Raw genomic sequence first — 25,445 nt, forward strand, 5'->3', positions numbered from 1 at the left:
GCCCTGCGCGGTCGATTTGATGCTTGACACGTATATGCGTGAAACTTAATTTAGTGAGTATGAATATAGATCCAGCCGGTCTTGCGCCAAAAGCCGAAGAGGCGGAAAGCTTCTTGAAAGCTCTCGCCAATCGCCACCGGCTCATGGTCCTGTGCGAATTGCACAAGGGCGAACTGTCGGTGAACAAGCTCCAGGAGACGATTGGCCTCAGCCAGTCCTCTCTCTCGCAGCATCTCGCCCGGCTGCGTGAAGACAAGCTCGTCAAAACGCGGCGCGAGTCGCAGTCGATCTTCTATTCGCTCGCCGATGACAACGTCTCGCGTTTTATCGGCTTGCTTTACGAATTGTTCTGCGCGGACGAATGCAATGCGCGCAGCCGGTCCAAGAAGCGCCCGCGGGCGCGCAACTGATGGAGCGTTCCATGAACGTCGATCGCATGGTCATGGCTGTCGCCGGCGCGATGGTGCTCGCGAGCGTAACGCTGGCTTATCTGTTTTCCCCCTGGTGGATGGCTCTCGCTGCTTTTGTCGGGGCGAATATGTTGCAGGCCTCCTTTACCGGCTTTTGCCCTTTGGCCTTGATACTCAAGCGCATCGGCGTAAGACCGGGATCGGCCTTCTGACTTGCCAGGGCTCACGGCGTCGCGGCGCCGTCGCCTTTGGGCGGGTTCGACGTGAGGACCAAAAATGGCGTCTGACTGGATCGAGGATGTCCCCCTCCTGCGCGCGCTCGACGGGCCGACCAAGGCGATGCTGCGCGACGCGGCCATCCGCAAGCAAATCCCGCGCGGCGCTGTGCTTTTCCGTCCGGGCGATCAGTGTGTACAGTTTCCCTTGATCGTCTCGGGAACCGTCCGCGTCCAGCGCGTCACCGAATCGGGGCGCGAGATCGTGCTCTACCGCGTCTCGACCAATGAGACCTGCATTCTCACGACCGCTTCGCTGCTCTCCGACGACGCCTATGCGGCGGAGGGCGTCGCCGAGACGGATGTCGTCGCTTATATCGTGCCTGCCGAGCGCTTCGCCGCATTGATGAACGCTTCGGAAGGCTTTCGCGCGCTCGTTTTCGACGGCTACAGCCGGCGCATCGCCACGCTGATGTGCCGCATCGAAGAGATCGTCTGCACGCGCATCAATGTGCGGCTCGCCGAGCGGTTGCTCGCCTTGCGCGGCGCCGACAATCGCATTTGCGTCACGCAGCAGGCGCTTGCGGCCGATCTTGGAACGGCGCGGGAAGTTGTCGGGCGCACGCTCAAGACGTTCGAGCGTTCGGGCTGGGTCAAATTATCGCGCGGAGGAACAGAAATCACCGACGCAGGGGCTTTGCGCGCGCTTTGCGATGCTGAGCGTGACTAAGTCGCTGTGAGCATCTCCTAATTTAGCTAGTTCGAATATAACGAGCGCGCGGCAGTCTGCCGCGACTGTGGGAGGATGTCAGATGGCTCACGTGGTGGTTCTCGGCGCCGGCATCGGCGGCGTCGCGGCGGCGATCGAAGTGCGCGAAGCCTTGAAGAAGGAGCACAAGGTCACCGCTATTTCCGATTTGCCGAACTTTCAGTTCACGCCGTCAAATCCCTGGCTTGCGGTCAATTGGCGCAAGCCCGATGAATTGAAGGTGCCGCTCGCGCCGGTCTTCAAGAAGAAGAACATCGACTTCACGGATGTCGGCGCCAAGCGCGTGCATCCGGCGGAAAACCGCATCGAGCTCAATGACGGCGAAAGCATTTCCTATGACTATCTCGTCATTGCGACGGGGCCCAAGCTCGCCTTCGGCGAAATCCCGGGGCTGGGCCCGCATGGCGGCCATACGCATTCGATCTGCACGCTGCAGCACGCCGAAATCGCCTCGAAGGCCTGGGAAGAATTCTGCGAAAATCCCGGCCCGATCGTTATCGGCGCGTCGCCGGCTGTCTCGTGCTTCGGCCCCGCCTATGAATATGCGATGATCATCGTATCGGATTTGCGCAAGCGCGGCATCCGCCACAAGGTGCCGATGACCTTTGTCACTTCCGAACCCTACATCGGCCATCTGGGTCTCGGCGGCGTCGGCGACACCAAGGGCCTGCTCGAATCGGCTTTTCGTGATCGCGACGTCAAATGGATCACCAACGCCAAAACCACCTCGGTGGAGCCGGGCGTCCTGAAATGCCAAGAGCTGAACGACGACGGCTCGGTGAAGAAGGAGCACGAACTCCCCTTCAAATTCGCGATGATGATGCCGGCCTTCACGGGCATCGACGCCTTGATGGGAATTGAAGGATTGGTTAACCCGCGCGGCTTCGTCATCATCGACAAGAACCAGCGCAATCCGACATTCAAAAACGTCTTCGGCGTCGGCGTCTGCGTCGCCATCCCGCCGGCCGAGCCGACTCCTGTCGCGACGGGCATGCCCAAAACGGGCTATATGATCGAATCGATGGTGACGGCGACCGCCCACAACATCGCGGCGGTCATCAACGGTAAGGAGCCGAAGGAAGAAGGCACCTGGAACGCCGTTTGCCTCGCCGATTTCGGCGATCGCGGCGTCGCCTTCGTCGCCCGGCCGCAAATTCCGCCGCGCAACGTCAACTGGTCGAGCCAGGGCCGCTGGGTGCACTGGGCGAAAGTCGCATATGAGAAATACTTCTTGCGTAAGGTGCGCAACGGACAGAGCGAGCCGGTTTACGAACGCTACATCATGAAGCTGATCGGAATCGAGCGCTTGCGTCGCGTTCTCTGATACAGCCGGCCCGGCGCGACCATCGGCCGCGCCGGGCCGCCAGACGACCGAGGAATCAACGCCAAATGCCGCGCAGCACCCTCCGCCGCGAACTGACACTCGCGATCATTGTCAAAGTTGCGGCAATCTTCTTGCTTTATTTTCTGTTCTTCAGCCCGGCGCATCGCATCCATGTGACGCCGGCCGACATGGCTGCGGCGCTCCTGGAGAAGCCGCAACCGCGCTGATTCGAATATTGCGGTGTCTCTCGCTTCCCGCGAGCCAGGAGACATCTCGCAAGGCCGCCGAGCAGGCTCTGACCGGAGGGGCGCGTCTCCCTTTCCGGCAGCTTGCGCCAACGCAGGACAGTCGCAATGGACTTCGACGTCGTCACACTTTCCCGTCTGCAATTCGCGCTGACGGCCCTATACCACTTCCTCTTTGTGCCGCTCACTTTGGGTCTCGCCTTGCTGCTCGCCATCATGGAGAGCGTCTATGTGATGACGGGGCGCGAAGTCTGGCGCGACGCGGTCAAATTCTGGGGCACGCTGTTCGGCATCAATTTCGTGATGGGCGTCGCCACCGGCATCACCATGGAATTCCAGTTCGGAACGAACTGGGCCTATTACTCCCATTATGTCGGCGATATTTTCGGCGCGCCGCTGGCCATCGAAGGGCTCATGGCCTTTTTCATGGAGGCGACTTTCGTCGGCCTCTTTTTCTTCGGCTGGAAGCGGCTCACCAAGGTGCAGCATCTTGTCGTCACCTGGCTCGTCGCGCTCGGCTCCAATTTCTCGGCGCTCTGGATTCTCGTCGCCAACGCCTGGATGTCCAATCCCGTCGGGGCCGCCTTCAATCCGCAGACGATGCGCATGGAGCTCAGCTCCTTCCTGGAGGTGCTGTTCAATCCGGTGGCGCAGTCGAAATTCGTCCACACGGTCAGCGCCGGCTATGTGACCGGCTCCATGTTCGTGATGTCGATCGGCGCCTATTACATCCTGCGCAAGAAGCACATCGAGATTGCTCGCCGTTCGCTGACCGTCGCCGCGAGCTTCGGCCTTGCGTCCGCCTTGTCGGTCGTCGTGCTCGGCGACGAGAGCGGCTATACGGCGGGTGAGAACCAGAAGATGAAGATCGCCGCCATCGAGGCGATGTGGGAGACGAAGCCGGCGCCAGCGTCCTTCACGCTCTTCGGCCTGCCCGACCTCGAGACCCAGACGACCAAATATGCGATTGAAATCCCCTATGTCCTGGGCCTCATCGCGACGCGCTCATTCGACAAGCCCGTCGAAGGCATCAAGCCGCTTGTCGAGCACAATGCGGAGCGCATCCGCAACGGACTTCCCGGCTATAAATGGATGACCCAGGAGGGCGGCCGCGTCGGCGTTTCCGTGCCGCCGCAGCTCGAAGGCTCGATGCGCGACGTCGGCCATTCGCTGCTGCTCAAGCGCATCCGCCCCGACATCGAGAACGCCACCGAGGACGAGATCAAGCAGGCGGCGCTCTCGACCGTCCCCGACGTGCCGGTTCTCTTCTGGAGCTTCCGCATCATGGTGGCCCTCGGCTTCTATTTCATCGCGCTTTTCGGCGTCGCCTTTTATCTCTCCAGCCAGCGGCGCTGCGGCCAACCGTGGTTCCTGCGGCTGACCATGTTCAGCCTTCCCCTGCCCTGGATCGCGGCCGAGCTTGGTTGGATCGTCGCCGAATATGGTCGCCAGCCCTGGATCATCGACGGCGTGATGCCGACCTTCGTCGGCGTTTCGAGCGTGCCCGCCTCTAATGTCGCGGCGAGCCTCGCGGCCTTTGTCATCTTCTACACGGCGCTCGCCGCCGTCGATGTGGCGCTGCTCCTGAAATATATTCGCAAGGGACCGCATCCCGCGCCTGCAGCCCCACCGCTGGCCGGCGCTTTGCCCGAAGCGCAACCCGCCTTCGACGCCTCGCGCTAAAAGGAACGCCATATGTTCGATTATGCGACCCTGCGCTTCATCTGGTGGGCGCTCCTCGGCGTGCTGCTCGTCGGCTTCGCCATCTTCGACGGCTTCGACCTCGGCGTCGCCCTGCTGCACCCATTCGTGGCCAAGAAGGATGTCGAGCGCCGCGTGTTGATCAATACGATCGGCCCGGTGTGGGAAGGCAATCAGGTCTGGTTCATTCTCGGCGGCGGCGCGGTCTTCGCCGCCTGGCCGCCGCTCTACGCCGCCTCCTTCTCGGGCTTCTATCTGGCGATGCTGCTGGTGCTGATCGGCTTTATCCTGCGACCTGTCTCCATCACCTTTCGCAGCAAGCGGGACGAGCCGCTCTGGCGCGCGACCTGGGACTGGCTGTTTTTTGTCTCGGGCGCCTTGCCGTCGGTGTTGTTCGGCGTCGCTTTCGGCAATCTGCTGCTGGGCGTCCCCTTCCATTTCGATCAGTCGCTGCGCTTCCAATATGAGGGCGACCTTCTCAGCTTGCTGCATCCCTTCGCGCTGCTTTGCGGGATCGTGAGCGCGGTGATGTTGTTCATGCAAGGGGCCGCCTGGCTCGCGGGCAAGACGGAAGGCGAGATCAACGCGCGGGCGCGGGGCATCGGCGCCGCCGCCGCGCTGGCGCTTGTCTTGCTGCTTCTGGCGGGAGGGCTCTGGATCGCCACCGGAATCGAGGGCTATCGAATCGAGTCGGACGTTAATTACGCCGGCCCGTCCAACCCCTTCGGCAAGACAGTCGTGGCCGGCGCCGGCGAGTGGCTCCTCAATTACGCACGCTTTCCGCTTGCCGCATTTGCGCCGCTCGCCGCCCTTCTCGGCGCGCTCGGCGCCGCGATCCTGCTGGCGATCGGTTCGCCGCTCGCTATATTGGCCTCGAGCGTCTCTGTCGCGGGCGTTGTGACGACGGCGGGCTTCAGCCTGTTTCCCTTCCTGCTCCCCTCGTCCTCCCATCCGGACGAGAGCCTGACCGTGTGGGATGCGTCGTCGAGCCAGGCCACTCTCGGCCTCATGCTCGTCGCGGCCCTCTTCTTCCTCCCGATCGTGCTTACCTATACCTCATGGGTCTATTGGGTGTTGCGCGGCGCGGTGCGCGAGGCGGCGATCGAAAAAGGCGACGATCACTATTACTGAAGGGAGAAACGGCATGTGGTATTTTTCCTGGATCCTCGGCTTAGGGCTCGCCTGCGCCTTTGGCATCCTCAACGCCATGTGGCTGGAGCTCGACGACGACGACGAGCGCCGCAAGTAAAGCGCGACGATGCGCCGCGGCCTTTTGGCGACAAAGTCGCTGATGGCAATGGCCGCGGCGACGCATATCTTTTGGGAATAAAAACCAAGGGAGGGTCGTGATGGAAGCGAATATCGGCCAGGCGGATAAAATCATCCGTATTGTTGCGGGTCTCGTGCTGCTCAGTCTCGCCTTTGTCGGTCCGAAGACGGCCTGGGGCTTTATCGGACTCGTGCCCCTCGCTACGGCCTTCATCAATTTCTGTCCGGCCTACAAGCTTCTGGGCATGAATACGCTGGGCAAATAGCAGAATCGTTTTCAGTCGACGCCGGCGGCGAGGCGTGGATCTTTGGGCGACGAGACGGTCATTTTTCGCGCCCATGGCATGCATTGTCATGGGTGCGAGCACATTATCGAAAGGAGTCTGCGAAGACTTCCTGGCGTGCGCCGCGCCGTCGCCAGCTATCCGACCGAAACGGTCACGGTCGACTTCGATCCTCAGGCATTAAGCTTCGACGCGATACGTGACAGCGTCGAGGAAAATGGTTATCGCGTCGAAATTGGTGAGCGGCGCGAAAAGCCGCTGCTGCAACGGCTTGCATTATTCGGCGCCGCCGCTGCCGGTCTCGCAGGGCTGATCTACGTCGACACCCAATGGATCAGCGCGCACGGCTCCCCCGACATTGCGCAGCATATGAGCCTGTGGCTCATCTTCCTGCTCGGGCTCGTCACGGGCTTCCACTGCATCGGCATGTGCGGCGCCTTCGTCGTGAGCTACACGGCCGGGGATGCGCGCGCGGGCCGCTCGTCGCTCCTGTCGCATCTTGCTTTCGGCGCCGGCAAAACGCTGTCCTATACAGCGATCGGCGCTGGCTTCGGCGCGCTGGGCGCCATCATCGCCTTCACGCCGCTGTTGCGGGGTGCGGCGGGCGTGGCGGCGGGCGCTTTTCTCATCATCTTCGGGCTCAATATGCTGGGCCTGTTCGCGCCGCTGCGGCGCTTTCGCCTCGCCCTGCCTGCGCCACTCGAACGCTGGGTGCATCGCGAGGCGAGCGGACGTCACCGACCCTTCGTCATTGGCATCCTCAACGGCTTGATGATCGCCTGCGGCCCCTTGCAGGCGATGTATGTGATGGCGGCGGGAACCGGCAGCGCCATCGAGGGCGCGAAAATGCTGCTGGCCTTCGGGCTCGGCACGCTGCCGGTCATGCTCGCCTTCGGCGTCATCGCCTCGATGCTCTCGAATGCGCTGACGCATCGCCTGCTGAAATCCTCGGGCGTGATCGTCGTCGCGCTCGGCGCGGTGATGATCAATCGCGGGCTCATCCTCACTGGCTGGGGCGTCGATCTCGGTTCTGTCTTGGCGCGGATGCAGCAAAGCGACGCGCCGATCGCGGCGAGCGCCCCGGCGCCCGCGCCTGCCGCGCAGACCATCGAGATGGAGGCGAATGCGCTCGGTTTTGCGCCTTCCCGCTTCACGCTCATTCGCGGCGCGCCGGTCAAATGGGTGATCAACGCCACGCAAATCACCCAGTGCAATCACCGCATTGTCGTTCCCGCCCTTGGCCTCGAATTCGAGTTGAAGCCGGGGCTCCAGACCATCGACTTCACGCCGCAGAAAGCGGGCGTGATTCCGTGGAGCTGCTGGATGGGCATGATGCGCGGCGAATTCGACGTGGTCGAGCCCGGCGCGCCGCCGCCGGCGCCGAAAGAAGCCGCGCCGTCCGGCGCGCCTTGCCCGCTGGAGGCGGAACCGGCGCCTGTCGAAAAATATGTCGTCCAGCGCGGCGACACGCTGGCGCGCATCGCGAAGAAAAAATACGGCAGCGTCGCGCGCTGGCGCGACATCGCCGCGGCTAATCCCGGCGTGCAGGACGGGAGACTGAAAAAGGGTCAGGTTCTGACGCTGCCGCCAAAAGCGCGGCCGTGACAATTCGCTCTGGCGCGTCTTGGAGAAAGCGCGCTAGGCTCAGCCATTCGAGAGGGAGAAAGAAATGCGGGTTCTATTCCCTGTTGCGATGATTTGTGGCCTGTCGCTTCTCGCCGCCGGCGCCACGGCGCAGGATCATCACGATCACATGCAGATGATGTCCAAGATGGCGACGGACTCGCGCATCGGGGTCGACATGCCGCCGCCGATGAAGGCGCATATGCTCACGAATATGCGCGGCCATCAGCAGGCGGTCGCGGACATTCTGGCGGCGCTCGCCAAAAGCGACGGCGCGGGCGCCGCGAAAATCGCCGAGACGCATCTCGGCATGGGCTCGCCGGGCTCGGCCGCCTGCAAGCCGAATGCAAAGTCCGGCGGCCTCGGCGAGATGCCGATGATGATGGCGAGCCATATGCCGGAAGCCATGCAGGGGCTCGGCATGGCCATGCATGCGCAGGCGACGAAATTCGCCGAAGAGGCGGCAAAGTTGAAGCAGGGCGGCGATCCGCGTCCGGCGCTTGCCGAGCTTAGCCAGGTCGTGCAAGCCTGCAACGCCTGTCACGCCGCCTATCGGCTGCAGTGACCGAACGAGCGGGCCCGCCGCGCTCTATCAGGAGTTTTTCTTGCGCATCGCGACCTGGAACGTGAATTCCGTCCGGCAGCGGCTCACGCCGCTCTTGGCCTTTTTGAAGGAGACCGCGCCGGACGTCCTCTGCCTGCAGGAGCTCAAATGCGAGGAGAGCGCCTTCCCGCGCATGGAGGTCGAGGACGCGGGCTATAATGTCATCCTGCACGGGCAGAAGACCTTCAACGGGGTGGCGATCCTCTCCAAACATCCGATCGAGGAATCGCGCATCGGCCTGCCCGATTTCGACCATGAGGGGCAATCGCGCTACATCGAGGCGGTGATCTCGCACGATGGCGGGGCCCTGCGCGTCGCGAGCATTTATGCGCCCAACGGCAATCCGGCGGACACGCCCAAATACGACTACAAGCTCGCCTTCATGGAGGCGCTGACGCGCCACGCCGCTACGCTCCTGCAGCTCGAGGAGGCGACGGTGCTCGCGGGCGATTACAACATTATTCCCGAGCCTTGCGACGTCCACGACCCGGCCGCCTGGGCAAGCGACGCGCTGTTTCTGCCGCAGAGCCGAAAGGCCTATCGGCGGCTCCTCAACCTCGGCTATGCGGATGCGCTCCGCGCCGTCACCGACGACGCGGGGCTTTATACGTTCTGGGATTATCAGGCGGGCGCCTGGCAGAAGAACAAGGGCATCCGCATCGACCATCTGCTGCTCTCGCCGCAGGCCGCCGACCGGCTCGAGGGGGTGGAGATCGTCAAGGCGATGCGGGCGGGGGAGAAGCCCTCCGACCATGTGGCGATTTTTGCGCAGCTCGGCTGATCAGGCCAGCGACCCGACCGACCGCCAGATAACATAAAGCGCGACAGTGACGACGATCCCGGCGAAGGCTGTCGCCAGCGTGCCGCGCTGGGCGGAAAGGCGGCGCGCGGTCGCCGCGCCGATCATGCCGCCAATGACGCCGCCGCCGAGGATCGCGCCCGCGAGCGCCCAGTCGACCAGACCGGAGACCGCATAGTTAGCCGCCGTCGTCACGCCGAAGGCCGTGACCGAAACAAGCGAGGAGCCGATCGCGTTGAGGATCGGCAGATTGGCCGCGAACATCAGGGCCGGAACGATCAGAAAGCCGCCGCCGACGCCGAAGAACCCGGAAAGCGCGCCGGTCGCGGCGCCCGTTGCGGCGAGGCGCGGGAAATTCTCGCGGCTCAGCCGCACCTGGGGATGGCCCTGCCCGCGTCGATTCAGGAACATCAGCGCGCCGACGACAAGCATCAAAAGCCCGAAGAGGGCGAGGAGCTTCTCGCCATTGATGAGCTTGCCGAGGGTCGAGCCGCCGAAGGCGCCAAGCACGCCGAAAAGGGCGAAGACCGAGGCGCAGCGCCATTTGATCGCGCCCGATCGGGCGTGGTTGACGAGGTTGAAGACGGCGTTGACCGAGACTGCGACGGAGCTCGTGCCGATGGCGATGTGAGGCTCCGGCACGCCGACGAAATAGACGAGAAGGGGCACGGCGAGGACCGAGCCGCCGCCGCCGATGAGTCCGAGCGTAAAGCCGACGAAGACGCCGGAGAGCGCGCCGGCGGCAAGTTTCATCACAAAGGGCGTCAGCATCGGCGATCCCCTGGATCACAACATTAGATATTGCTTATTTAGATAGTTCGCATATATCTTTGCGGCAAGCAAGCGCGCGACGGAGAGAAAACATGTCGGCGACGATCAGGGGGTTCTTCGACGAAGCCACCTTCACCATCACCTATCTCGTGTCCGATTCAGCGACCAAAATCGCTGCGATTATCGACCCCGTGCTCGATTTCGAGCCGGGCGGGGGCATTGCCGACACACGCGGGATCGAAACCGTTTTATCCGTCGCTCGCGAAGAAGGGCTGACGATCGCGTGGGTTCTCGAAACCCATGCACATGCCGACCATCTCTCGGCCGCGCCAATCGTGAAATCCGCCACCGACGCGAAAGTCGGCATCGGCGAGCATATCGTCGAGGTCCAGGACATATTCCGCCCAGTATTTTTGGCTGACGACATCGCGCCCGCGGGCCGCGACTTTGACCGCCTGTTCAAGGACGGCGAGCGCCTGCCGCTCGGCGAGATCGACATAGAGGTCTTGTATACGCCGGGGCATACCCCCGCCTGCGTCTCCTACAAGATCGGCGACGCCGTCTTCGTCGGCGACACGCTCTTCATGCCGGATTATGGAACCGCCCGCGCCGATTTCCCGGGCGGAGACGCGCGGGACCTTTACCGGTCCATCCGCCGCCTGCTGGCCCTGCCGCCGCAGACGCGGCTCTTCATGTGCCACGACTACAAGGCGCCGGGCCGTGATTTCTATCTTTGGGAAACGACGGTCGCCGAGGAGCGCGCCAAAAACGTGCAGATAAGGGACGGGGTGAGTGAAGATGAGTTCGTCGCGGATCGCCAGAAGCGGGACAAGGCGCTAACGGCGCCCCGTCTTCTGCTGCCATCCATCCAAGTGAATATCCGCGCCGGCCGCTTCCCGCCGCCGGGACCGGACGGCGTCCGCCGGCTCCTTGTCCCGGTAAAATTCAAAGGCGCCGCAGCGCCCGCGGAGTAGCGTCACACCAATCGGCCCGCCGTCATTGCGAGCGAAGCGAAGCTATCCAGGGCCGCCACACGGCTCTGGATTGCTTCGTCGCTTCGCTCCTCGCAATGACGGCGGGCGCTCAGTTAGTTTCGCTCGCGCAGATAGTCTTCCAGCAAAGCGACAGCGGCCTTGCGTTCCGCCTCATTGGCGGTCGCCAGCGCCTTTGCGTGCGAGTCGACGATCCATTGCTCGTTGACCCCGCCGCCCGCCGCAGCGTCGCGGGCGAGCGTCAAATACATCAGTCCGCGCGCTTTCTGCGCGCCGCCGCCCGCCTCGCCGTTGAACATCAATCGGCCAAGCATGGCTTGCGCCTGCGCATGGCCTTTGCGCGCGGCAAGCTCGAGCCAATTGACGCCCTGCCGCATGTCTTTCTTCACGCCTGCGCCGTCGAGATACATGCGGGCGAGATAAAACTGCGCGTCGGCGTTGCGGAAATAGGTCGCCGCGTAGCGGAAGAGATCAAAGGCGCGGTCGAGATCGGGCTCGATCTTGGCCGAGGTCAGGCCGTCGCGCAGATAAAGGCCGACCGCCACAAAGGCGTTCGCCGCCATGGAGCGCTCGCGCGGGTCCGGCTCCTCCTCGGCGAAATGGTCGACGATCTTCGAGAAGTAATCGTAAGCCTTGGCGTCGTCGCGGTTGACGCCGTCGCCGTCGGCGTACATCCGGCCGAGCTTCCACTGCGCCAGCGGCTCGCCCCCTTCGGCGGCGTAGCGCAGCGCGGCGACGGAGGTGGCCGCATCGCCGGCGTGATAGCTCTCCAGCCCGGCGCGCAGAGCGGCGCGGGGATTCTTGAAGATGGGAAGCGGCGTTGTCTCCGGCGCGCGCGCGGAGGGGGCGTCGAGCGCCGGGGCGGGGGCGACGAAGGCGGTCACGAGCATGGCGAAGCTCGCCGCGAAGAGGCCGAGCGGAAGCGCCACACGCTTTGTCGTTTGCGGTGCGGCGAGAGTAAAATATTTTTGCGCGGATCCGACCATAATTATCCGACTTCCTCGACCCGAGACGCCAAGCTGGCGCCTGAACGCGACACACGCACCGGCCGGCATCCTCGACGCGCAACGAAAAATAGGAGAGCGCGCCCACGGGGCGAGGTCGCCGCCGAAGGTGTCTTCCCGCGTCTTGGAGGAGCAAGTGACAGGGGGGAGCTTATCTCAGCTTTTATGGCTGAAAAGGGGCTTCTGAGCCATGTTCGCGGCTGTTAAATCTAATCTTCGGTGCCTGTTGCAACAACAACACAACTACTGTTGCAAAATTGCAGCAGGCGGCAGGCTTGGGCCCTGCCATTCGGCTCGAATCCTACCGAGAGATTAACGCTGTGCGTTTCTCGCCCCTTGGGAGTTGTGCTTACATCCCCAGAGGCCGATGGGGCGAATCAGGGCCCCGGCCCCGCGCATAAGGACCGACGCATGGCATCATATTCACGCGCCCCCGTCTTCATCAGCCTTGCTGCGAGCGCCGCGCTTTTCGCTGCGCCCGCTCTCGCCGCCGGGGATGCGCAAAAGGGCGCGGTCATCGCCAAGCGCTGGTGCGCGAGCTGCCATGTCGTCTCCGGCGATCAGACGACGGCGGTCGCCGACGCGCCCTCCTTTTTCGACATCGCCAAGCGGCGCGCCGACAAAAAGCAAATCGGCAATTTCCTCATCGACCCGCACCCGCCGATGCCGGACATGCATCTTTCGCGCAGGGAGATCGACGACATCACGAGCTACATCCGCAGCCTCGATCCGAGCCCCCGGCCCCCGGAGCAGAAGGACAAGGACGATGCGCTGCCGCAGAAGGGCTGAGTAGGACGAGAAGCGCGTGGCTTACGCGGTCAAGGAAGCTTTCAAAACGCTGCAGGGCGAAGGACGGCACGCGGGCCGCGCCGCCGTCTTCTGCCGCTTCGCCGGATGCAATTTATGGAGCGGGCGGGAGCAAGATCGCGCGGCGGCCGAATGCCGCTTTTGCGATACGGATTTCATCGGAACGAGCGGCGAGGGAGGGGCCAAATTCGCCGACGCCCAGGCGCTCGCCGCGCATCTCGCCGCGCTTTGGGGACCGGGCCGCGAGGGCCGGTTCATCGTGCTGACCGGCGGCGAGCCTATGCTTCAAATCGACGCGGCCCTTGTGGACGCGCTCCACGCGGAGGGGTTCGAGATCGCCGTTGAGACCAATGGGACGCTCCCCGCAACGCCCGGCCTGGATTGGATTTGCGTCTCTCCCAAGGCCGGAACGACGCTCGCGCAGACGCGCGGCGACGAATTGAAGCTCGTCTATCCGCAGGAAGGAGCCGATCCGGCCGTCTATGAAAACCTGGACTTCCGCCATTTTCTGTTGCAGCCCATGGACGGCCCCGAGATTCTGCGCAATACGAGGGCCGCGGTCGACTACTGCCTCGCCCATCCGCGCTGGCGGCTGTCGCTGCAAACGCACAAGATGATCGGGGTGAAGTGACGGTGGCGAGTTTCGAGGTCTTCCGCGAATTCTATTTCGAGGCGGCGCACGCCCTCTACGACCCCGAGGCGAAGGACGGCGGCAAATACCGCAACCTTCACGGGCACTCCTTTCGCGTGCGCGTGACCTTGCGCGGCGAGCGCCATGGCGAGGAGCAATGGGTCATGGACCTCGGCAAGCTCGGCCGCCGGCTCGCAGAGCTGCGCGAGAAGCTCGATCATTCCTTCCTCAATGATCTGGAAGGTCTCGGCAAGCCGACGCTCGAAAACCTGTGCCTTTATATCTGGCGCGACCTCGCGCCCGCGCTCCCCGGCCTCTGCGAGGTTGGCATTTTTCGCGATAGCTGTTTCGAAGGCTGCGTTTACAGGGGCGACTAGGCTCAACCCAGGAAGGCGGGCGCCTCCGCCACGAGATAGTCGATCGCCCGCCTGACGCGCATCGGCATTTGCGGCCCTTGCGGCCAGAGCAGCATGACGTCAAACACGACGGTCGGCTCGTTTGGCATCACCTCGACCAGCGCGCCGGTCTCCAGCCACTTCTTCGCCAGATAGGATGGGAGCCAGGCGAGGCCGAACCCCATGACGGCGGCGCTGGCAAGCGCGTCGAGATCGTCGAAACGCGCGCGGGCCGTTGTCGCGAAGGCGGGGACGCGACCGCAGGCGTCGGGCAAGCGCCAATGGCGCATGGCGTTGGCGCGCGTGTAGATCAGCAGATCGTGGTTTTCGAGATCGGCCGGCGTCGCCAGCGCGCCGCGTTGCGCCAGATAGTCGGGCGCGGCGCATATCGTCATTCTTTGCGCGCCGAGGCGCCGGCCGGCGACGCCGGTGGAATCCAGCGTTGCGGCGATCCGGACCGCCAGATCATAACCTTCCTCGATCAGATCGACGGGCCGGTCGGAGAAGGACATTGCGAGCTCGAGGCGCGGATGCGCCGCCGCAAATCTCAAGAGCAATGGCGCAACGCAGTGGCGACCGAGGCAGACCGGCGCCGTGACCCGCAAGACGCCGGCTGGCTCCCGCTGGCCCGAGGCCATCGCGCCACGCGCCGCGTCGAGTTCGGCCATCGCGCGCCGCGCGTGCTCATAATAGAGCTGGCCATCTTCCGTCAGGCTCTGGCTGCGCGTGGTGCGATGGAAGAGACGAACCCCGAGCTGCGCCTCGAGCCGCGCGATGGCTTTGCCCACCGAGGACCGCGACAGGTTGAGCGCCCGGCCGGCGGCCGAGAAGCCGCCCGCCTCCGCGCAAGCCAGAAAAATCGACGTGAGGCTGAGACGGTCCATCAGCGCCTCATTCCATTTCCGGTTGAACAGCTCGCGTTGGGGCGTGTCATTCCCGGCGGGCTGAAAGCCCGACCGGGAATCCAGAGCCACAGAAGCGCTGATTTTGCTCTGGATTCCCGATCGCTCGCTCGCGAGCGTCGGGAATGACGCCGAACCGATCAAACGGATCTCGTTTCATTGGCTCTCAAAACGATACAATATGCAGAGCAATCAGCGCAACTGTAGCGCCTTTGGCGCATTTATCGTTCCAGCTCCGCATGAACACAGGAGCATTGGGATGAAGGCTTGGACGATCGATTCTTTCGGCCGCGATAATCTGAAGCTCGTCGAATTGGCGCGCCCCGAGCCGGGCCCCGGCGACGTGCTGGTTCAGGTCGCGAATGTTTCCCTGAATTATCGCGATCAACTCGTCGTCGAGGGGAAGCTCGGCGGCGGCTTCGATTTTCCCTTCACGCCCGGCTCCGATCTCGCGGGGAGGGTGGCGGCCTGCGGCGCGGGCGTGACGCGTTTCAGCGTCGGCGACCGCGTCATATCGAGCTATGTGCCCGGCTGGATCGACGGGCTTCCTCCGGGATCGGCGGCGCGGCCCTATACGACGACGATGGGCGGGCCGCTGCCGGGCGTGCTGGCGGAGTTCGTCGCTCTGCCCGCCGATTGGCTGGTCCGGGCGCCGGGGAGCCTGTCCGATGCGCAGGCGAGCACGCTGCCGGTCGCCGGCGTCACGGCCTGGATTGCCCTGGTCGAAGCAGGGCGGCTTCGCGCCGGTCAGACCGTCCTCGTGCAGGGCACGGGCGGCGTCGCGCTGTTCGGCGTGCAGATCGCGCGTGCGCATGGCGCAAGGGTGATCGTCACCTCCAGCGACGACGGCAAGCTCGAACTGGCCAAGGCGCTCGGCGCCCATATTGGCGTCAATCGCACCGCCGGCGATTGGGCGAAGGCGGTGATCGAGGCCACGGACGGGCGCGGTGCCGATCACATTCTCGAAATCGCCGGCGGCGCAAATCTGGCGAAATCCGTGGAGGCGGCCGCCGTCGGCGGCCAGATTTCGATCATCGGCATCATTGAGGGCCTCGACCTCACGGCGCCAGCGCTTCCCCTCATGCTCAAGCAACTTGTTATCAGGGGCGTTTTCGTCGGCCATCGCCGCGCCACCGAGGATTTCGTCGCGGCGGTCGAGACGATCGGCCTGCAGCCCGTAATCGACCGGCGCTACCCCTTCGAGGCGCTGCCCGAGGCTCTCGCCCATCTGGCGCGCGGGCCCTTCGGAAAGATCGTCGTCGACGTCGCGCAAGCACAAAATGGCTGACCGGCGCGTGCTCGCGTGATGGGCGCGTGGGTCGATCCCCGCGCGCCATTCATAGATTTGTTCTCTCCGCCTATCCGAAAAGAGCCCTAGAAATCATGCGGCATCGTCGCTATTGCGCTTCTAAGGCGCGGTCTCTACGCTTGCGCCCATCATTTCAGCAAAAAGTCCGCCGAGGCGGCCGCAGCCGGCGCCGCCTACAAGAGCGGAGTCGAGGGGAACCCACAGGAAATGGCGAATAACAAGGTCATCAGCGCCGACGAGGCGATTGCGCTCATCCGCGACAATGATGTCGTGACCACCACGGGCTTCGTTCAAAGCTGCATCCCGGAGGCGCTTCACGCCGCGCTGGAGAAGCGTTTCGTCGAGTCCCAGCATCCGCGCGACCTGACCTTGATCATGACCGCCGGAGCCGGCGACTCCAAGGGCCTCGGCACCGGCCGCTTCCATCACGAGGGCCTGCTCAAGCGCGTCATCGCCGCCAATTTCGGCCGCATGCCCAAGGTCGCCCAGGCCGCCCAGGAAAATAAGATTCTGGGCTACAACCTGCCCCAGGGCGTCATCTCGCAGCTCTACCGCGCCTGCGCCGCCGGCCAGCCCGGCCTGTTCTCGAAAGTCGGCCTTTATACTTATGTCGATCCGCGCTTTGGCGGCGGCAAGGTGAACGACGTCACCACCGAAGACATCGTCAAATATCACAACATCCAGGGCGAGGAGTGGCTCTTCTACATCTCGACCAAGATCGACGTCGCCTTCATCCGCGGCACCTCGGCGGATCCTTCCGGCAATATCAGCATGGAGAAGGAAGCGCTCGTCCTCGACAATCTCGCCCAGGCCATGGCCGCGCATAACAATGGCGGCCTTGTCATCGCGCAGGTCGAGCGCATCGTCGAGCAGGGCTCGATCAAGCCCAAGGACGTGCATGTGCCAGGCATTCTGGTCTCGGCCGTCGTCGTCGCCGATCAGCCGGAAATGCACCGGATGAATTACGGTGTCATGTACAATGCGGCGCTCGCCGGCGAAGTCCGCGTGCCGGTCGAGAAGCTTTCGAAAATGCCGCTCGACGAGCGCAAGGTGATTGCCCGCCGCGCCTCCTTCGAGCTGCCGCCGAATGGCGTCGTCAACCTCGGCGTCGGCGCGCCGGAAGGCATCGCCGCCGTCGCCAATGAAGAAAAGCTCACGCCCTATATCACGCTGACGACGGAAGCCGGCGCGATCGGCGGCGTGCTCGCCTCGGGTTCGAGCTTCGGCGCGGCGACCAACGCCGACAGCATCATCCAGCAGAACCAGCAGTTCGACTTCTATGATGGCGGCGGTCTCGACATGACCTGCCTCGGCATGGCCGAATGCGACCTGCAGGGCAACGTCAACACCTCGAAGTTCGGTGGGCGCCTCAACGGCTGCGGCGGCTTCATCAACATCAGCCAGAACGCGCGTCTCGTCGTCTTCGCCGGCACCTTCACCAATGGCGGGCTGCGCGTCGAGATCGCCGACGGCAAGGTCAATATCCTTCAGGAAGGCCGCAACAAGAAGTTCCTGAATTCCGTCGAGCAGACGACCTTCTCGGGCAAATTCGCGCAAAAGCGCAAGCAGCCGGTCTATTACGTCACGGAGCGCTGCGTCTTCCAGCTCAAGGAGAATGGTCTGGAGCTGGTCGAGGTCGCGCCCGGCATCGACATCGACAAGCACATTCTGCCCTTCATGGACTTCAAGCCGATCATCAATGATCCGCAGCTCATGGACCGTCGCATCTTCATCGACGAGCCCATGGGGCTGATCAACGATCTGCTCAACCTCAATCTCGATCAGCGCATCAGCTACGACGCCGCGCGCAATATTCTCTTCCTCAATCTCGAGGGCTGGAATGCGCGCACCAAGAAGGACGTCGACGAAATGCGCCAGGCGCTCGTCGCGGCCTGCCAGAAGGTCGGCAAGCGCGTGAATTCCGTGGTCAACCACGATGGCGCGCGGATCGCCGAGGCGCTCTACGACGATTACGCCGAGATGATCGAATATCTGAGCCAGCATTATTATCTGACGACGACGCGCTATGCGACGAGCGCCTTCGCCCGCATGAAGATGAAGGAAGCCATGGCCAAGCGTGGCCTGCAGCCCCACGTCTTCGAGCGCCGCGAGGCGGCCGAGACCTTCCTCGAAGTGGTCGCGGCCGAAGAGGAAAAGGCGCCTGTATAAGAGATAGGCCACGCGACTTTCATATTGTCGCGTGGCTACCTATCTGCCGGGGATTTTGCAGATGTATTGGCAAACCGCAACCAGCCATCTCACCAAAGACTTTTTGAGCGCCGTTCTTTTTATTGCTTCCTTCTGGAAGGGCGATGATATACTGTCAGATCAGGGAAAAAAAGACCTATATTCATATTTTAGAGCGGAAAATCTGTCGAATGCGGACCGTGAGACCTTAGATTTTATGAGATTATATTTCAATGACGAACAATCAATTGCGTATTTTGCATTGAATATATTAAGGTTTACCTTTATATCGCTGCTGATCGGATTGTCTATTTATGTATTTTCGATACCAGGGTTTGCCTTACAACTATTAACCGACAGTGACTCTTTATACCGATTCTCTGAACAAGTTGCTAGTGATGGCTTTTTAAAAGCTTATCTCATAAATTTCATTGGTGTTAAGTTATATTTTTCCAGAATCAGGGATTTTCCAACATCTCCTTGGGCTAACCTCATTGTCGATATTTCGACTAAGATATTTTTATTCTTTGGCCTCACAGCGATCAGCTATCTACTTCACGCGCATTTTCTAGGTTCGTTTAAAGGAGACTATTTGCTTGCCCTGCGCGCGATCGGGCCGACGATATGGAATGCGCTCCTTCTTAAGAATCTAACTTCAGCTTATCTAGTTTGCGTCGCGGTCGGCTCCTTGCCGTTGTTCTTGACTGCGTTCAGCTATTACATGCGTTCGAATGCGTCCTTCTCCCGGCTCGTCAGAGCAATATTTCTCTGGCTTCCTTTTGAAGGGAGACCGATACGGGCCTTATCGGTGATCAGCGGCGCGTTCTACGCTGTGTTTTTTGCGATTTCCTCAATATTTATCCTCGGTCTAGGCAATCTGATGGAAGCTTCGTTCAAATAAGCAAAGGCCCCGTCGCCTTGTGCGAACGGGGCCCAATGCTTCTCTCGGAAGCTGCTGGTATGGTCCAGTTTCGGGAAGGACGCCCGCTGCTTGGCCTTCGCGGCGAGCTGTCCTCAAATGCTAAGGAATTTTTCGGAACGGGACATGTCAGGCAGCGCTGAGCCTGGCTTCCCGCTTTGACCGGAACCAAACGCCGGTCAAATGATCTGACCCGGTGGCGTCATGCTCCTCCGCAACTAAAGTTGCTCGACCGCTCCGCCGGTGACAGGGAGTCCGCCGGCGTCTCCTGTATCGCTGCCGCATCGAGGTCCCGCCCGAGCGATCCCGCCTCTATTTGCCGAAGCGGTTGCGATGTAAGGGAAATGTTGCTCCCGTTTCCTGTTTCCGTCAAGCGACAAGTTGAAGCAGGCGATCAGCGATCCTACCACTTTTGCGCCTTGCACGATGCACGATCAACGCATATAGATATCTTTATATCTCGCGTTAGAGGCCGCATGACCGCCCCCAATTCCCTCAGGCTGGACCCCGCGCTCGCGGCGCTCAACGCCGCCGCCGAGGAGACTCGGCTGCGGCTGCTCGCGCTGCTTTCGCAGTCCGAGCTTACCGTCAGCGAGGTCGTCACCATTCTTGGCCAGTCGCAGCCGCGCGTTTCCCGCCATCTGAAGCTTCTGGTAGAGGCAGGCCTGGTCGAGCGCCGGCGTGAAGGCGCCTGGGCATTCTTCCGACTGTCGCCCTCGGGACAGGCGGGGGCTATGGCGCGCGACATCGCCGCCTGGCTCGACCCCAATGATGCGGTTCTCGCCGAGGATCAGGCGCGCCTCGAAGACGTGCGCCAGGCCCGCGCCGAAAACGCCGCCCGCTATTTCGCCGCCCACGCCGCCGAATGGGACGATATCCGCTCGCTGCATGTGCCCGAGACGCGGGTCGAGGACGCCATGCGCGAGGCCGTGGGCGATGCGCCGGTGCGCACCCTGCTCGATCTCGGCGCCGGCGCCGGGCGCATGCTGGAGCTCTTCGCCCCGCTCGCGGAACGCGCCATCGGCGTCGATCTTTCGACGGCTATGCTTGCCGTCGCGCGCGGACGCATGGAGGAGACGGGGCTGCGCAACGTCCAATTGCGCCAGGGCGACATTTACGCTTTGCCGATCGAGCGCAACTCCGTCGATCTCGCGATCATGCATCAGGTGCTGCACTATCTCGATGATCCGCCGCGCGCGCTGCGCGAGGCGGCGCGCGTATTGGCGCCCGGCGGGCGGCTGCTCGTCGTCGACTTCGCGCCCCATCAGGAAGAGGCGCTGCGCGACAAGCACGCCCATCGCCGCCTCGGCTTTTCCGAAACCGAGATCGCCGACCTTCTCGCCCAGGCGGGCTTGGAGACAGTGAAGCACCGCGCGCTTTCGCCTGCGCCCGGCGAAGGCGCAAAGCTCACTGTTTCACTGTGGCTCGCGCGCGATCCGCGCATGTTCGCCGATCCGATTCCTGCTTCTTCCTATGAGACCGCCTGATGTTCAACGCGCTGCATCCGACCGCCTCCGGCACGCGGTTCAATATCTCTTACGAATTCTTTCCGCCCAAGACGGCGGAGATGGAGACGCAGCTCTGGGCGTCGGTGAAGCGCCTCGAAGCGTTGCGGCCGCATTTCGTTTCCGTCACCTATGGCGCGGGCGGCTCGACGCGCGAGCGCACCCATGCGATCGTCGCGCGCATCGCCCGCGAGACCATCATGAAGCCGGCGGCGCATCTCACCTGCGTGTCGTCCTCAAAAGAAGAGATCGACGAGATTCTTCGCGCCTATTGGGAGGCTGGCGTGCGCCACATCGTGGCGTTGCGCGGCGATCCGCCGACAGGCGTGGGCACGGTGTTTGAACCCAATCCCAAGGGCTACGCCAGCTCCTCCGATCTCGTGAACGGCATTCGCCGCCTGCATGATTTCGAGATTTCGGTGTCGACCTATCCCGAGGGCCATCCGGAGAGCCGTTCCATCGAACAGGATCTCGACGCGTTGCAAGCGAAGATCGACGCCGGCGCGACGCGCGCTATCACGCAATTCTTCTTCGACAACGACGTCTACTTCCGCTTTCTCGACAAGGCGCGCGCGCGCGGCATAACGATCCCGATCGTGCCGGGCATCATGCCGATCCGCAACTTCAAGCAGGTTGCCAACTTCGCGGCGAAGGCGGGCGCAAGCGTGCCGCGCTGGGTCGCCGAGCGTTTCGACGGCCTCGACGAAGATCAAGAGACCCGTGCGCTCGTCGCCGCGACGACCGCCGTCGAGCAGGTGATGGGCCTCGCCCGCGCCGGCGTCGAGGAGTTTCATTTCTACACCAACAACCGCGCCGATATGGTCTTCGCCATCTGCCACCTGCTCGGCGTTCGTCCCCTTCGTGAGAAAGCAGACGCATGACTTTCGACAAAGCTCACGGCCCGAACATTCTGAAGGCGCTGGAAGAGGCGGCGAGCAATCGCATCCTCATTCTCGACGGCGCCATGGGCACGATGGTCCAGCGCCATAAGTTCGAGGAAAGCCATTTCCGCGGCGAGCGTTTCAAGGATCACCCTAAGGATCTGCGCGGCAACAATGATCTCTTGATCCTCACCCAACCCGAGGCGATCAAGGCGATCCACGTCGCCTATCTCGAAGCCGGCGCCGATATCATCGAGACCAACACTTTCAGCGGCACGACGATCGCGCAGGCGGATTACGGGCTCGAATCCATCGTGTTCGAGCTCAACCGTGAAGGCGCCAAGCTCGCGCGCGCGGCGGCCGACGAAGTGGCGGCAAAGACCGGCGTGCGCCGTTTCGTCGCCGGCTCGATGGGACCGACCAATCGCACGGCGTCGATTTCGCCGGACGTGTCGAATCCAGGCTTTCGCGCCGTCACCTTCGACGAGCTGCGCGCCGCTTATAAGGAGCAGGCGCTTGGCCTTATCGCCGGCGGCGCCGACATCATGCTGGTCGAGACTGTCTTCGACACGCTGAACGCCAAGGCGGCGATCTATGCGCTTGAAGACGCTTTCGAGGAAGTCGGCACGCGCTTCCCGATCATGATCTCGGGCACGATCACCGATCTCTCCGGGCGGACGCTCTCCGGCCAGACCTCGGTCGCCTTCTGGAATTCGCTTGCGCACGCCAAGCCATTTTCCATCGGCTTCAATTGCGCGCTCGGCGCGCGCGAGATGCGCCAGCATATCGCCGAGATCGGCCGCGTGGCCGACACGCGCATCTGCGCCTTCCCTAACGCCGGCCTGCCAAATGAGTTCGGTCTCTATGACGAGAGCCCGGAATATATGGCGGAGCTTGTCGGCGAATTCGCCGCGGCTGGGCTGGTGAATGTTCTCGGCGGCTGCTGCGGCACGACGCCCGATCACATCGGCGCCATTGCGCAAAAGGTGAAGGGCATGGCGCCGCGCGTCGTGCCGAAGATCGAGCCGCTGCTGCGTCTTTCGGGGCTCGAGCCCTTCGCGCTCACCAAGGATATTCCCTTCGTGAACGTCGGCGAGCGCACCAATGTCACGGGCTCCGCCAAGTTCCGCAAGCTCATCACCAATGGCGACTACACGGCGGCGCTCGACGTCGCGCGCGACCAGGTGGCCAATGGCGCGCAGGTGATCGACATCAATATGGACGAGGGCCTGCTCGATTCGCAGCAGGCCATGGTCGACTTCCTCAATCTGCTCGCCGCCGAGCCGGATATCGCCCGCGTGCCGGTGATGGTCGATTCGTCGAAGTTCAGCGTGATTGAAGCTGGCCTGAAATGCCTGCAGGGCAAGGGCGTGGTGAACTCCATTTCGCTGAAGGAAGGCGAAGAGAAATTCATCTCCGACGCTCAGAAAGTGCGCCGCTACGGAGCCGCCGTGGTGGTCATGGCCTTCGACGAAACGGGCCAGGCCGATACGCTTCGACGCAAGATCGAAATCTGCGCGCGCGCCTATAAGATTCTCACCGAAGAAGTCGGTTTCCCGCCGCAGGACATCATCTTCGACCCGAACATCTTCGCCGTCGCGACGGGCATCGAGGAGCATGAGAATTACGGCGTCGACTTCATCGAGGCCACCCGCACCATCAAGCGCGATCTCCCTTACGCCCATGTCTCGGGCGGCGTCTCCAACCTCTCCTTCTCCTTCCGCGGCAATGAGCCCGTGCGCGAGGCGATGCATTCCGTCTTCCTCTACCACGCCATTCAGGCGGGCATGGATATGGGCATCGTCAACGCCGGACAGCTCGCGGTCTACGCCGAGATCGATCCGGAGCTGCGCGAGCTTTGCGAAGATGTGGTGTTGAACCGCCGCAAGGACGCGACCGAACGGCTGGTGGAAGCGGCGGAGAGATTCAAGGGCGCTGGCGCCAAATCGGCCGAGAAGGACGCGGCCTGGCGCGAGAACAGCGTCGAGAAGCGTCTCGAATATGCGCTCGTGAACGGCGTCACCGAATATATCGACGCCGACGTCGAGGAGGCGCGTCAGAAAGCGACGCGCCCGCTCGACGTCATCGAAGGCCCGCTGATGGCCGGCATGAATGTCGTGGGCGATCTCTTCGGCGCCGGCAAAATGTTCCTGCCGCAAGTCGTGAAATCCGCGCGCGTGATGAAGCAGGCGGTCGCCTATCTCATGCCTTTCATGGAAGACGCGAAGGACGCCCGCTCTTCCGCCGGCAAGATCCTGCTCGCCACGGTGAAGGGCGACGTGCACGACATCGGCAAGAACATTGTCGGCGTGGTGCTCGGCTGCAATAATTTCGAGGTGATCGACCTCGGCGTCATGACGCCGGCGGCAAAGATTCTCGAAATCGCGAAGCAGGAGAAAGTCGATCTCATCGGCCTCTCGGGCCTCATCACGCCCTCGCTGGATGAGATGTGCTTTGTCGCTTCCGAGCTGGAGCGTGAAGGGCTCGATACGCCGCTCCTGATCGGCGGCGCCACGACGAGCCGTGTGCATACGGCGGTGAAGATCAACCCCAACTATCGCCGCGGGCAGGCGGTCTATGTCACCGACGCGAGCCGCGCGGTGGGCGTCGCGCAGGCGCTCGTCTCGCAGAAGACGCGCGGCGACTACATCGCCGAAACGCGCGCGGAATATGAGCGCGTCGCGGATGCGCATGCGCGCGCGCAGGCGGAGAAGCAGCGCGTCTCGCTCGCGCAGGCGCGGGCCAATCGCTACAAGATCGATTGGGCGGCCTATGAGCCGACCAAGCCGAGCTTCACGGGCGCGCGCGCCTTTGCGAGCTACGACGTCGCGGAGCTCGTGCCCTATATCGACTGGACGCCCTTCTTCCAGACCTGGGAGTTCAAGGGCCGCTATCCCGCTTTGCTCGACGATCCCGAGCGCGGCGCGGCGGCGCGCCAGCTCTTCGAGGATGCGCAGGCGATGCTGAAGCGCATTGTGGAAGAGCGCTGGTTCACGCCCAAGGCGATCATCGGCTTTTGGCCGGCGAACAGCGTTGGCGACGACATCGCGCTTTACACGGGCGAGTCGCGCAACGAGGCGCTCGCGACCTTCTTTACGCTGCGCCAGCAGCTCGGAAAACGCGACGGCAAGGCCAATATCGCGCTTTCCGATTTCGTCGCGGCGAAGGAGAGCGGCAAGGCGGATTATGTCGGCGCCTTCGTCGTCACCGCGGGCGCGGAGGAGGAGAAGATTTCCGCCCGCTATGCGCGCGCCAATGACGACTATGGTTCGATCATGGTGAAGGCGCTCGCCGACCGCATCGCGGAAGCCTTCGCCGAGCGCATGCACGAGCGCGTGCGCCGTGAGTTCTGGGCTTACGCCAAGGACGAGACCTTTGCGCCGCAAGAGCTGATCGGCGAACCCTACGCCGGCATCCGCCCGGCGCCCGGTTATCCGGCGCAGCCCGACCACACCGAGAAGGCGACGCTGTTCACGCTTCTCGACGTCGAGAAGCGCACGGGCGTGAAGCTCACGGAAAGCTTCGCGATGACGCCGGCCGCGTCGGTCAGCGGCCTCTATATCGGCCATCCGCAGGCGCATTATTTCGGCGTCGCCAAGGTGGAGCGCGATCAGGTCGAGGATTACGCGCGCCGCAAGGGCATGTCGGTAACGGAGGTCGAGCGCTGGCTGGCGCCCATCCTCAACTATGAGCCCGCGACGGCTGAAGCGGCGGCGTAAAAAAGGCGCGGCCGGCGCTTTGCGTCGGCCGCCTTTTTCGAGAATTCCACAGTATTTCAAAAACAACTCAAACTTTACGCAAAAACATCCTCATTTAGTATACAAAACTTCGCAGTCTTGAATACAACTTGCAAACCCTTGCAAGCATTCGGGAATTTGATTTCCAAAAAATTGACTATG

General features: G+C 62.8%; 25 protein-coding genes. 22 read left to right on the top strand and 3 right to left on the bottom strand.

Annotated features, from left to right (window positions below; translation table 11 throughout):
• Positions 1 to 113: 113 nt before the first annotated feature.
• The 12 genes from QMG84_RS01435 to xth all read left to right on the top strand — a co-directional run bounded on the left by QMG84_RS01435 (position 114) and on the right by xth (position 9,225).
• Positions 114 to 410, top strand: coding sequence for an ArsR/SmtB family transcription factor (locus tag QMG84_RS01435; RefSeq protein WP_281929950.1), 297 nt, complete (start codon positions 114 to 116; stop codon positions 408 to 410).
• A gap of 11 nt (positions 411 to 421) precedes the next feature.
• Positions 422 to 622, top strand: coding sequence for a YgaP family membrane protein (locus QMG84_RS01440; protein WP_202070833.1), 201 nt, complete (start codon positions 422 to 424; stop codon positions 620 to 622).
• A 64-nt stretch (positions 623 to 686) separates the two neighbouring features.
• Positions 687 to 1,355 (top strand): Crp/Fnr family transcriptional regulator, encoded by a 669-nt coding sequence (locus tag QMG84_RS01445; RefSeq protein ID WP_202070832.1) that lies wholly within the window; start codon positions 687 to 689, stop codon positions 1,353 to 1,355.
• Positions 1,356 to 1,437: 82 nt separating this feature from the next.
• Positions 1,438 to 2,718 carry an NAD(P)/FAD-dependent oxidoreductase gene (locus tag QMG84_RS01450; protein WP_281929953.1) on the top strand — a complete coding sequence of 427 codons (1,281 nt, stop codon included), beginning with the start codon at positions 1,438 to 1,440 and terminating at the stop codon, positions 2,716 to 2,718.
• Between the two features lie 65 nt (positions 2,719 to 2,783).
• Positions 2,784 to 2,945: a cytochrome oxidase putative small subunit CydP gene (gene cydP / locus QMG84_RS01455; protein ID WP_281929955.1), complete on the top strand. Its 162-nt coding sequence runs from the start codon at positions 2,784 to 2,786 to the stop codon at positions 2,943 to 2,945.
• 126 nt (positions 2,946 to 3,071) lie between these two features.
• The gene (locus tag QMG84_RS01460; protein WP_281929956.1) at positions 3,072 to 4,646 is read left to right on the top strand and encodes a cytochrome ubiquinol oxidase subunit I; all 1,575 of its coding nucleotides are present in this window, start codon (positions 3,072 to 3,074) and stop codon (positions 4,644 to 4,646) included.
• Between the two features lie 12 nt (positions 4,647 to 4,658).
• The gene (cydB, locus tag QMG84_RS01465; protein ID WP_202070828.1) at positions 4,659 to 5,795 is read left to right on the top strand and encodes a cytochrome d ubiquinol oxidase subunit II; all 1,137 of its coding nucleotides are present in this window, start codon (positions 4,659 to 4,661) and stop codon (positions 5,793 to 5,795) included.
• Between the two features lie 13 nt (positions 5,796 to 5,808).
• Entirely contained in the window at positions 5,809 to 5,913 is a 105-nt protein-coding gene (cydX, locus tag QMG84_RS01470; protein ID WP_165049298.1) for a cytochrome bd-I oxidase subunit CydX, read from the top strand.
• Between the two features lie 100 nt (positions 5,914 to 6,013).
• Complete coding sequence (locus QMG84_RS01475) at positions 6,014 to 6,199, top strand: YgaP family membrane protein (protein ID WP_281929960.1); 186 nt, start codon at positions 6,014 to 6,016, stop codon at positions 6,197 to 6,199.
• 42 nt (positions 6,200 to 6,241) lie between these two features.
• Positions 6,242 to 7,822, top strand: a complete 1,581-nt coding sequence (locus QMG84_RS01480) for an urease accessory protein UreH domain-containing protein (RefSeq protein ID WP_281929962.1) — start codon at positions 6,242 to 6,244, stop codon at positions 7,820 to 7,822.
• A gap of 64 nt (positions 7,823 to 7,886) precedes the next feature.
• Positions 7,887 to 8,405, top strand: a complete 519-nt coding sequence (locus tag QMG84_RS01485; RefSeq protein ID WP_281929963.1) for a hypothetical protein — start codon at positions 7,887 to 7,889, stop codon at positions 8,403 to 8,405.
• 40 nt (positions 8,406 to 8,445) lie between these two features.
• A complete protein-coding gene (gene xth / locus QMG84_RS01490; protein ID WP_281929965.1) occupies positions 8,446 to 9,225 on the top strand; it encodes an exodeoxyribonuclease III in 780 nt (259 codons plus the stop codon).
• Here the strand turns inward: xth and QMG84_RS01495 are convergent, their stop codons facing one another.
• Positions 9,226 to 10,014, bottom strand: coding sequence for a sulfite exporter TauE/SafE family protein (locus QMG84_RS01495; RefSeq protein ID WP_281929966.1), 789 nt, complete (start codon positions 10,012 to 10,014; stop codon positions 9,226 to 9,228).
• A 92-nt stretch (positions 10,015 to 10,106) separates the two neighbouring features.
• Between QMG84_RS01495 and QMG84_RS01500 the strand changes: the two genes are divergently transcribed.
• Positions 10,107 to 10,988, top strand: a complete 882-nt coding sequence (locus tag QMG84_RS01500) for an MBL fold metallo-hydrolase (protein ID WP_281929968.1) — start codon at positions 10,107 to 10,109, stop codon at positions 10,986 to 10,988.
• Between the two features lie 113 nt (positions 10,989 to 11,101).
• On the opposite strand, the gene QMG84_RS01505 is transcribed toward QMG84_RS01500, so the two are convergent.
• The gene (locus tag QMG84_RS01505; RefSeq protein WP_202070822.1) at positions 11,102 to 11,992 is read right to left on the bottom strand and encodes a tetratricopeptide repeat protein; all 891 of its coding nucleotides are present in this window, start codon (positions 11,990 to 11,992) and stop codon (positions 11,102 to 11,104) included.
• 429 nt (positions 11,993 to 12,421) lie between these two features.
• Between QMG84_RS01505 and QMG84_RS01510 the strand changes: the two genes are divergently transcribed.
• The 3 genes from QMG84_RS01510 to QMG84_RS01520 are packed head-to-tail and all read left to right on the top strand — an operon-like array spanning position 12,422 to position 13,825.
• Entirely contained in the window at positions 12,422 to 12,799 is a 378-nt protein-coding gene (locus QMG84_RS01510; protein ID WP_281929970.1) for a c-type cytochrome, read from the top strand.
• Between the two features lie 16 nt (positions 12,800 to 12,815).
• Entirely contained in the window at positions 12,816 to 13,448 is a 633-nt protein-coding gene (gene queE / locus QMG84_RS01515; RefSeq protein WP_281929972.1) for a 7-carboxy-7-deazaguanine synthase, read from the top strand.
• A complete protein-coding gene (locus QMG84_RS01520) occupies positions 13,445 to 13,825 on the top strand; it encodes a 6-pyruvoyl trahydropterin synthase family protein (RefSeq protein WP_281929973.1) in 381 nt (126 codons plus the stop codon). The genes queE and QMG84_RS01520 overlap by 4 nt, the downstream gene beginning before the upstream one ends.
• 2 nt (positions 13,826 to 13,827) lie before the next feature.
• Here the strand turns inward: QMG84_RS01520 and QMG84_RS01525 are convergent, their stop codons facing one another.
• Complete coding sequence (locus QMG84_RS01525; RefSeq protein WP_281929974.1) at positions 13,828 to 14,727, bottom strand: LysR family transcriptional regulator; 900 nt, start codon at positions 14,725 to 14,727, stop codon at positions 13,828 to 13,830.
• Positions 14,728 to 15,004: 277 nt separating this feature from the next.
• On the opposite strand from QMG84_RS01525, the gene QMG84_RS01530 reads away from it, so the two are divergent.
• From QMG84_RS01530 to metH, 6 genes are all read left to right on the top strand, one after another.
• Positions 15,005 to 16,033: a zinc-dependent alcohol dehydrogenase family protein gene (locus QMG84_RS01530; RefSeq protein WP_281929975.1), complete on the top strand. Its 1,029-nt coding sequence runs from the start codon at positions 15,005 to 15,007 to the stop codon at positions 16,031 to 16,033.
• A gap of 228 nt (positions 16,034 to 16,261) precedes the next feature.
• Entirely contained in the window at positions 16,262 to 18,223 is a 1,962-nt protein-coding gene (locus QMG84_RS01535; protein WP_281929976.1) for an acyl CoA:acetate/3-ketoacid CoA transferase, read from the top strand.
• 31 nt (positions 18,224 to 18,254) lie between these two features.
• Positions 18,255 to 19,142, top strand: a complete 888-nt coding sequence (locus QMG84_RS01540) for a hypothetical protein (protein WP_281929978.1) — start codon at positions 18,255 to 18,257, stop codon at positions 19,140 to 19,142.
• Positions 19,143 to 19,636: 494 nt separating this feature from the next.
• The gene (locus tag QMG84_RS01545; RefSeq protein ID WP_281929980.1) at positions 19,637 to 20,647 is read left to right on the top strand and encodes an ArsR/SmtB family transcription factor; all 1,011 of its coding nucleotides are present in this window, start codon (positions 19,637 to 19,639) and stop codon (positions 20,645 to 20,647) included.
• Positions 20,647 to 21,546: a methylenetetrahydrofolate reductase [NAD(P)H] gene (metF, locus tag QMG84_RS01550; RefSeq protein WP_281929981.1), complete on the top strand. Its 900-nt coding sequence runs from the start codon at positions 20,647 to 20,649 to the stop codon at positions 21,544 to 21,546. The genes QMG84_RS01545 and metF overlap by 1 nt, the downstream gene beginning before the upstream one ends.
• Positions 21,543 to 25,265 carry a methionine synthase gene (gene metH / locus QMG84_RS01555; protein WP_281929983.1) on the top strand — a complete coding sequence of 1,241 codons (3,723 nt, stop codon included), beginning with the start codon at positions 21,543 to 21,545 and terminating at the stop codon, positions 25,263 to 25,265. Before metF ends, metH begins: the two co-directional genes overlap by 4 nt.
• Positions 25,266 to 25,445: the final 180 nt, after the last annotated feature.

The sequence above is a fragment of the Methylocystis iwaonis genome, assembly GCF_027925385.1.
Classification (GTDB): domain Bacteria; phylum Pseudomonadota; class Alphaproteobacteria; order Rhizobiales; family Beijerinckiaceae; genus Methylocystis; species Methylocystis iwaonis.

Coding starts and splice junctions, on each gene's coding strand:
- QMG84_RS01525 (WP_281929974.1), bottom strand. CDS start 14,727: ATGGACCGTCTCAGCCTCACGTCGATTTTTCTGGCTTGCGCGGAGGCG.
- QMG84_RS01510 (WP_281929970.1), top strand. CDS start 12,422: ATGGCATCATATTCACGCGCCCCCGTCTTCATCAGCCTTGCTGCGAGC.
- QMG84_RS01535 (WP_281929976.1), top strand. CDS start 16,262: ATGGCGAATAACAAGGTCATCAGCGCCGACGAGGCGATTGCGCTCATC.
- QMG84_RS01460 (WP_281929956.1), top strand. CDS start 3,072: ATGGACTTCGACGTCGTCACACTTTCCCGTCTGCAATTCGCGCTGACG.
- QMG84_RS01485 (WP_281929963.1), top strand. CDS start 7,887: ATGCGGGTTCTATTCCCTGTTGCGATGATTTGTGGCCTGTCGCTTCTC.
- QMG84_RS01500 (WP_281929968.1), top strand. CDS start 10,107: ATGTCGGCGACGATCAGGGGGTTCTTCGACGAAGCCACCTTCACCATC.
- QMG84_RS01530 (WP_281929975.1), top strand. CDS start 15,005: ATGAAGGCTTGGACGATCGATTCTTTCGGCCGCGATAATCTGAAGCTC.
- QMG84_RS01445 (WP_202070832.1), top strand. CDS start 687: ATGGCGTCTGACTGGATCGAGGATGTCCCCCTCCTGCGCGCGCTCGAC.
- QMG84_RS01505 (WP_202070822.1), bottom strand. CDS start 11,992: ATGGTCGGATCCGCGCAAAAATATTTTACTCTCGCCGCACCGCAAACG.
- cydB (WP_202070828.1), top strand. CDS start 4,659: ATGTTCGATTATGCGACCCTGCGCTTCATCTGGTGGGCGCTCCTCGGC.
- QMG84_RS01475 (WP_281929960.1), top strand. CDS start 6,014: ATGGAAGCGAATATCGGCCAGGCGGATAAAATCATCCGTATTGTTGCG.
- QMG84_RS01450 (WP_281929953.1), top strand. CDS start 1,438: ATGGCTCACGTGGTGGTTCTCGGCGCCGGCATCGGCGGCGTCGCGGCG.
- metH (WP_281929983.1), top strand. CDS start 21,543: ATGACTTTCGACAAAGCTCACGGCCCGAACATTCTGAAGGCGCTGGAA.
- QMG84_RS01440 (WP_202070833.1), top strand. CDS start 422: ATGAACGTCGATCGCATGGTCATGGCTGTCGCCGGCGCGATGGTGCTC.
- cydP (WP_281929955.1), top strand. CDS start 2,784: ATGCCGCGCAGCACCCTCCGCCGCGAACTGACACTCGCGATCATTGTC.
- metF (WP_281929981.1), top strand. CDS start 20,647: ATGTTCAACGCGCTGCATCCGACCGCCTCCGGCACGCGGTTCAATATC.
- QMG84_RS01545 (WP_281929980.1), top strand. CDS start 19,637: ATGACCGCCCCCAATTCCCTCAGGCTGGACCCCGCGCTCGCGGCGCTC.
- QMG84_RS01495 (WP_281929966.1), bottom strand. CDS start 10,014: ATGCTGACGCCCTTTGTGATGAAACTTGCCGCCGGCGCGCTCTCCGGC.
- cydX (WP_165049298.1), top strand. CDS start 5,809: ATGTGGTATTTTTCCTGGATCCTCGGCTTAGGGCTCGCCTGCGCCTTT.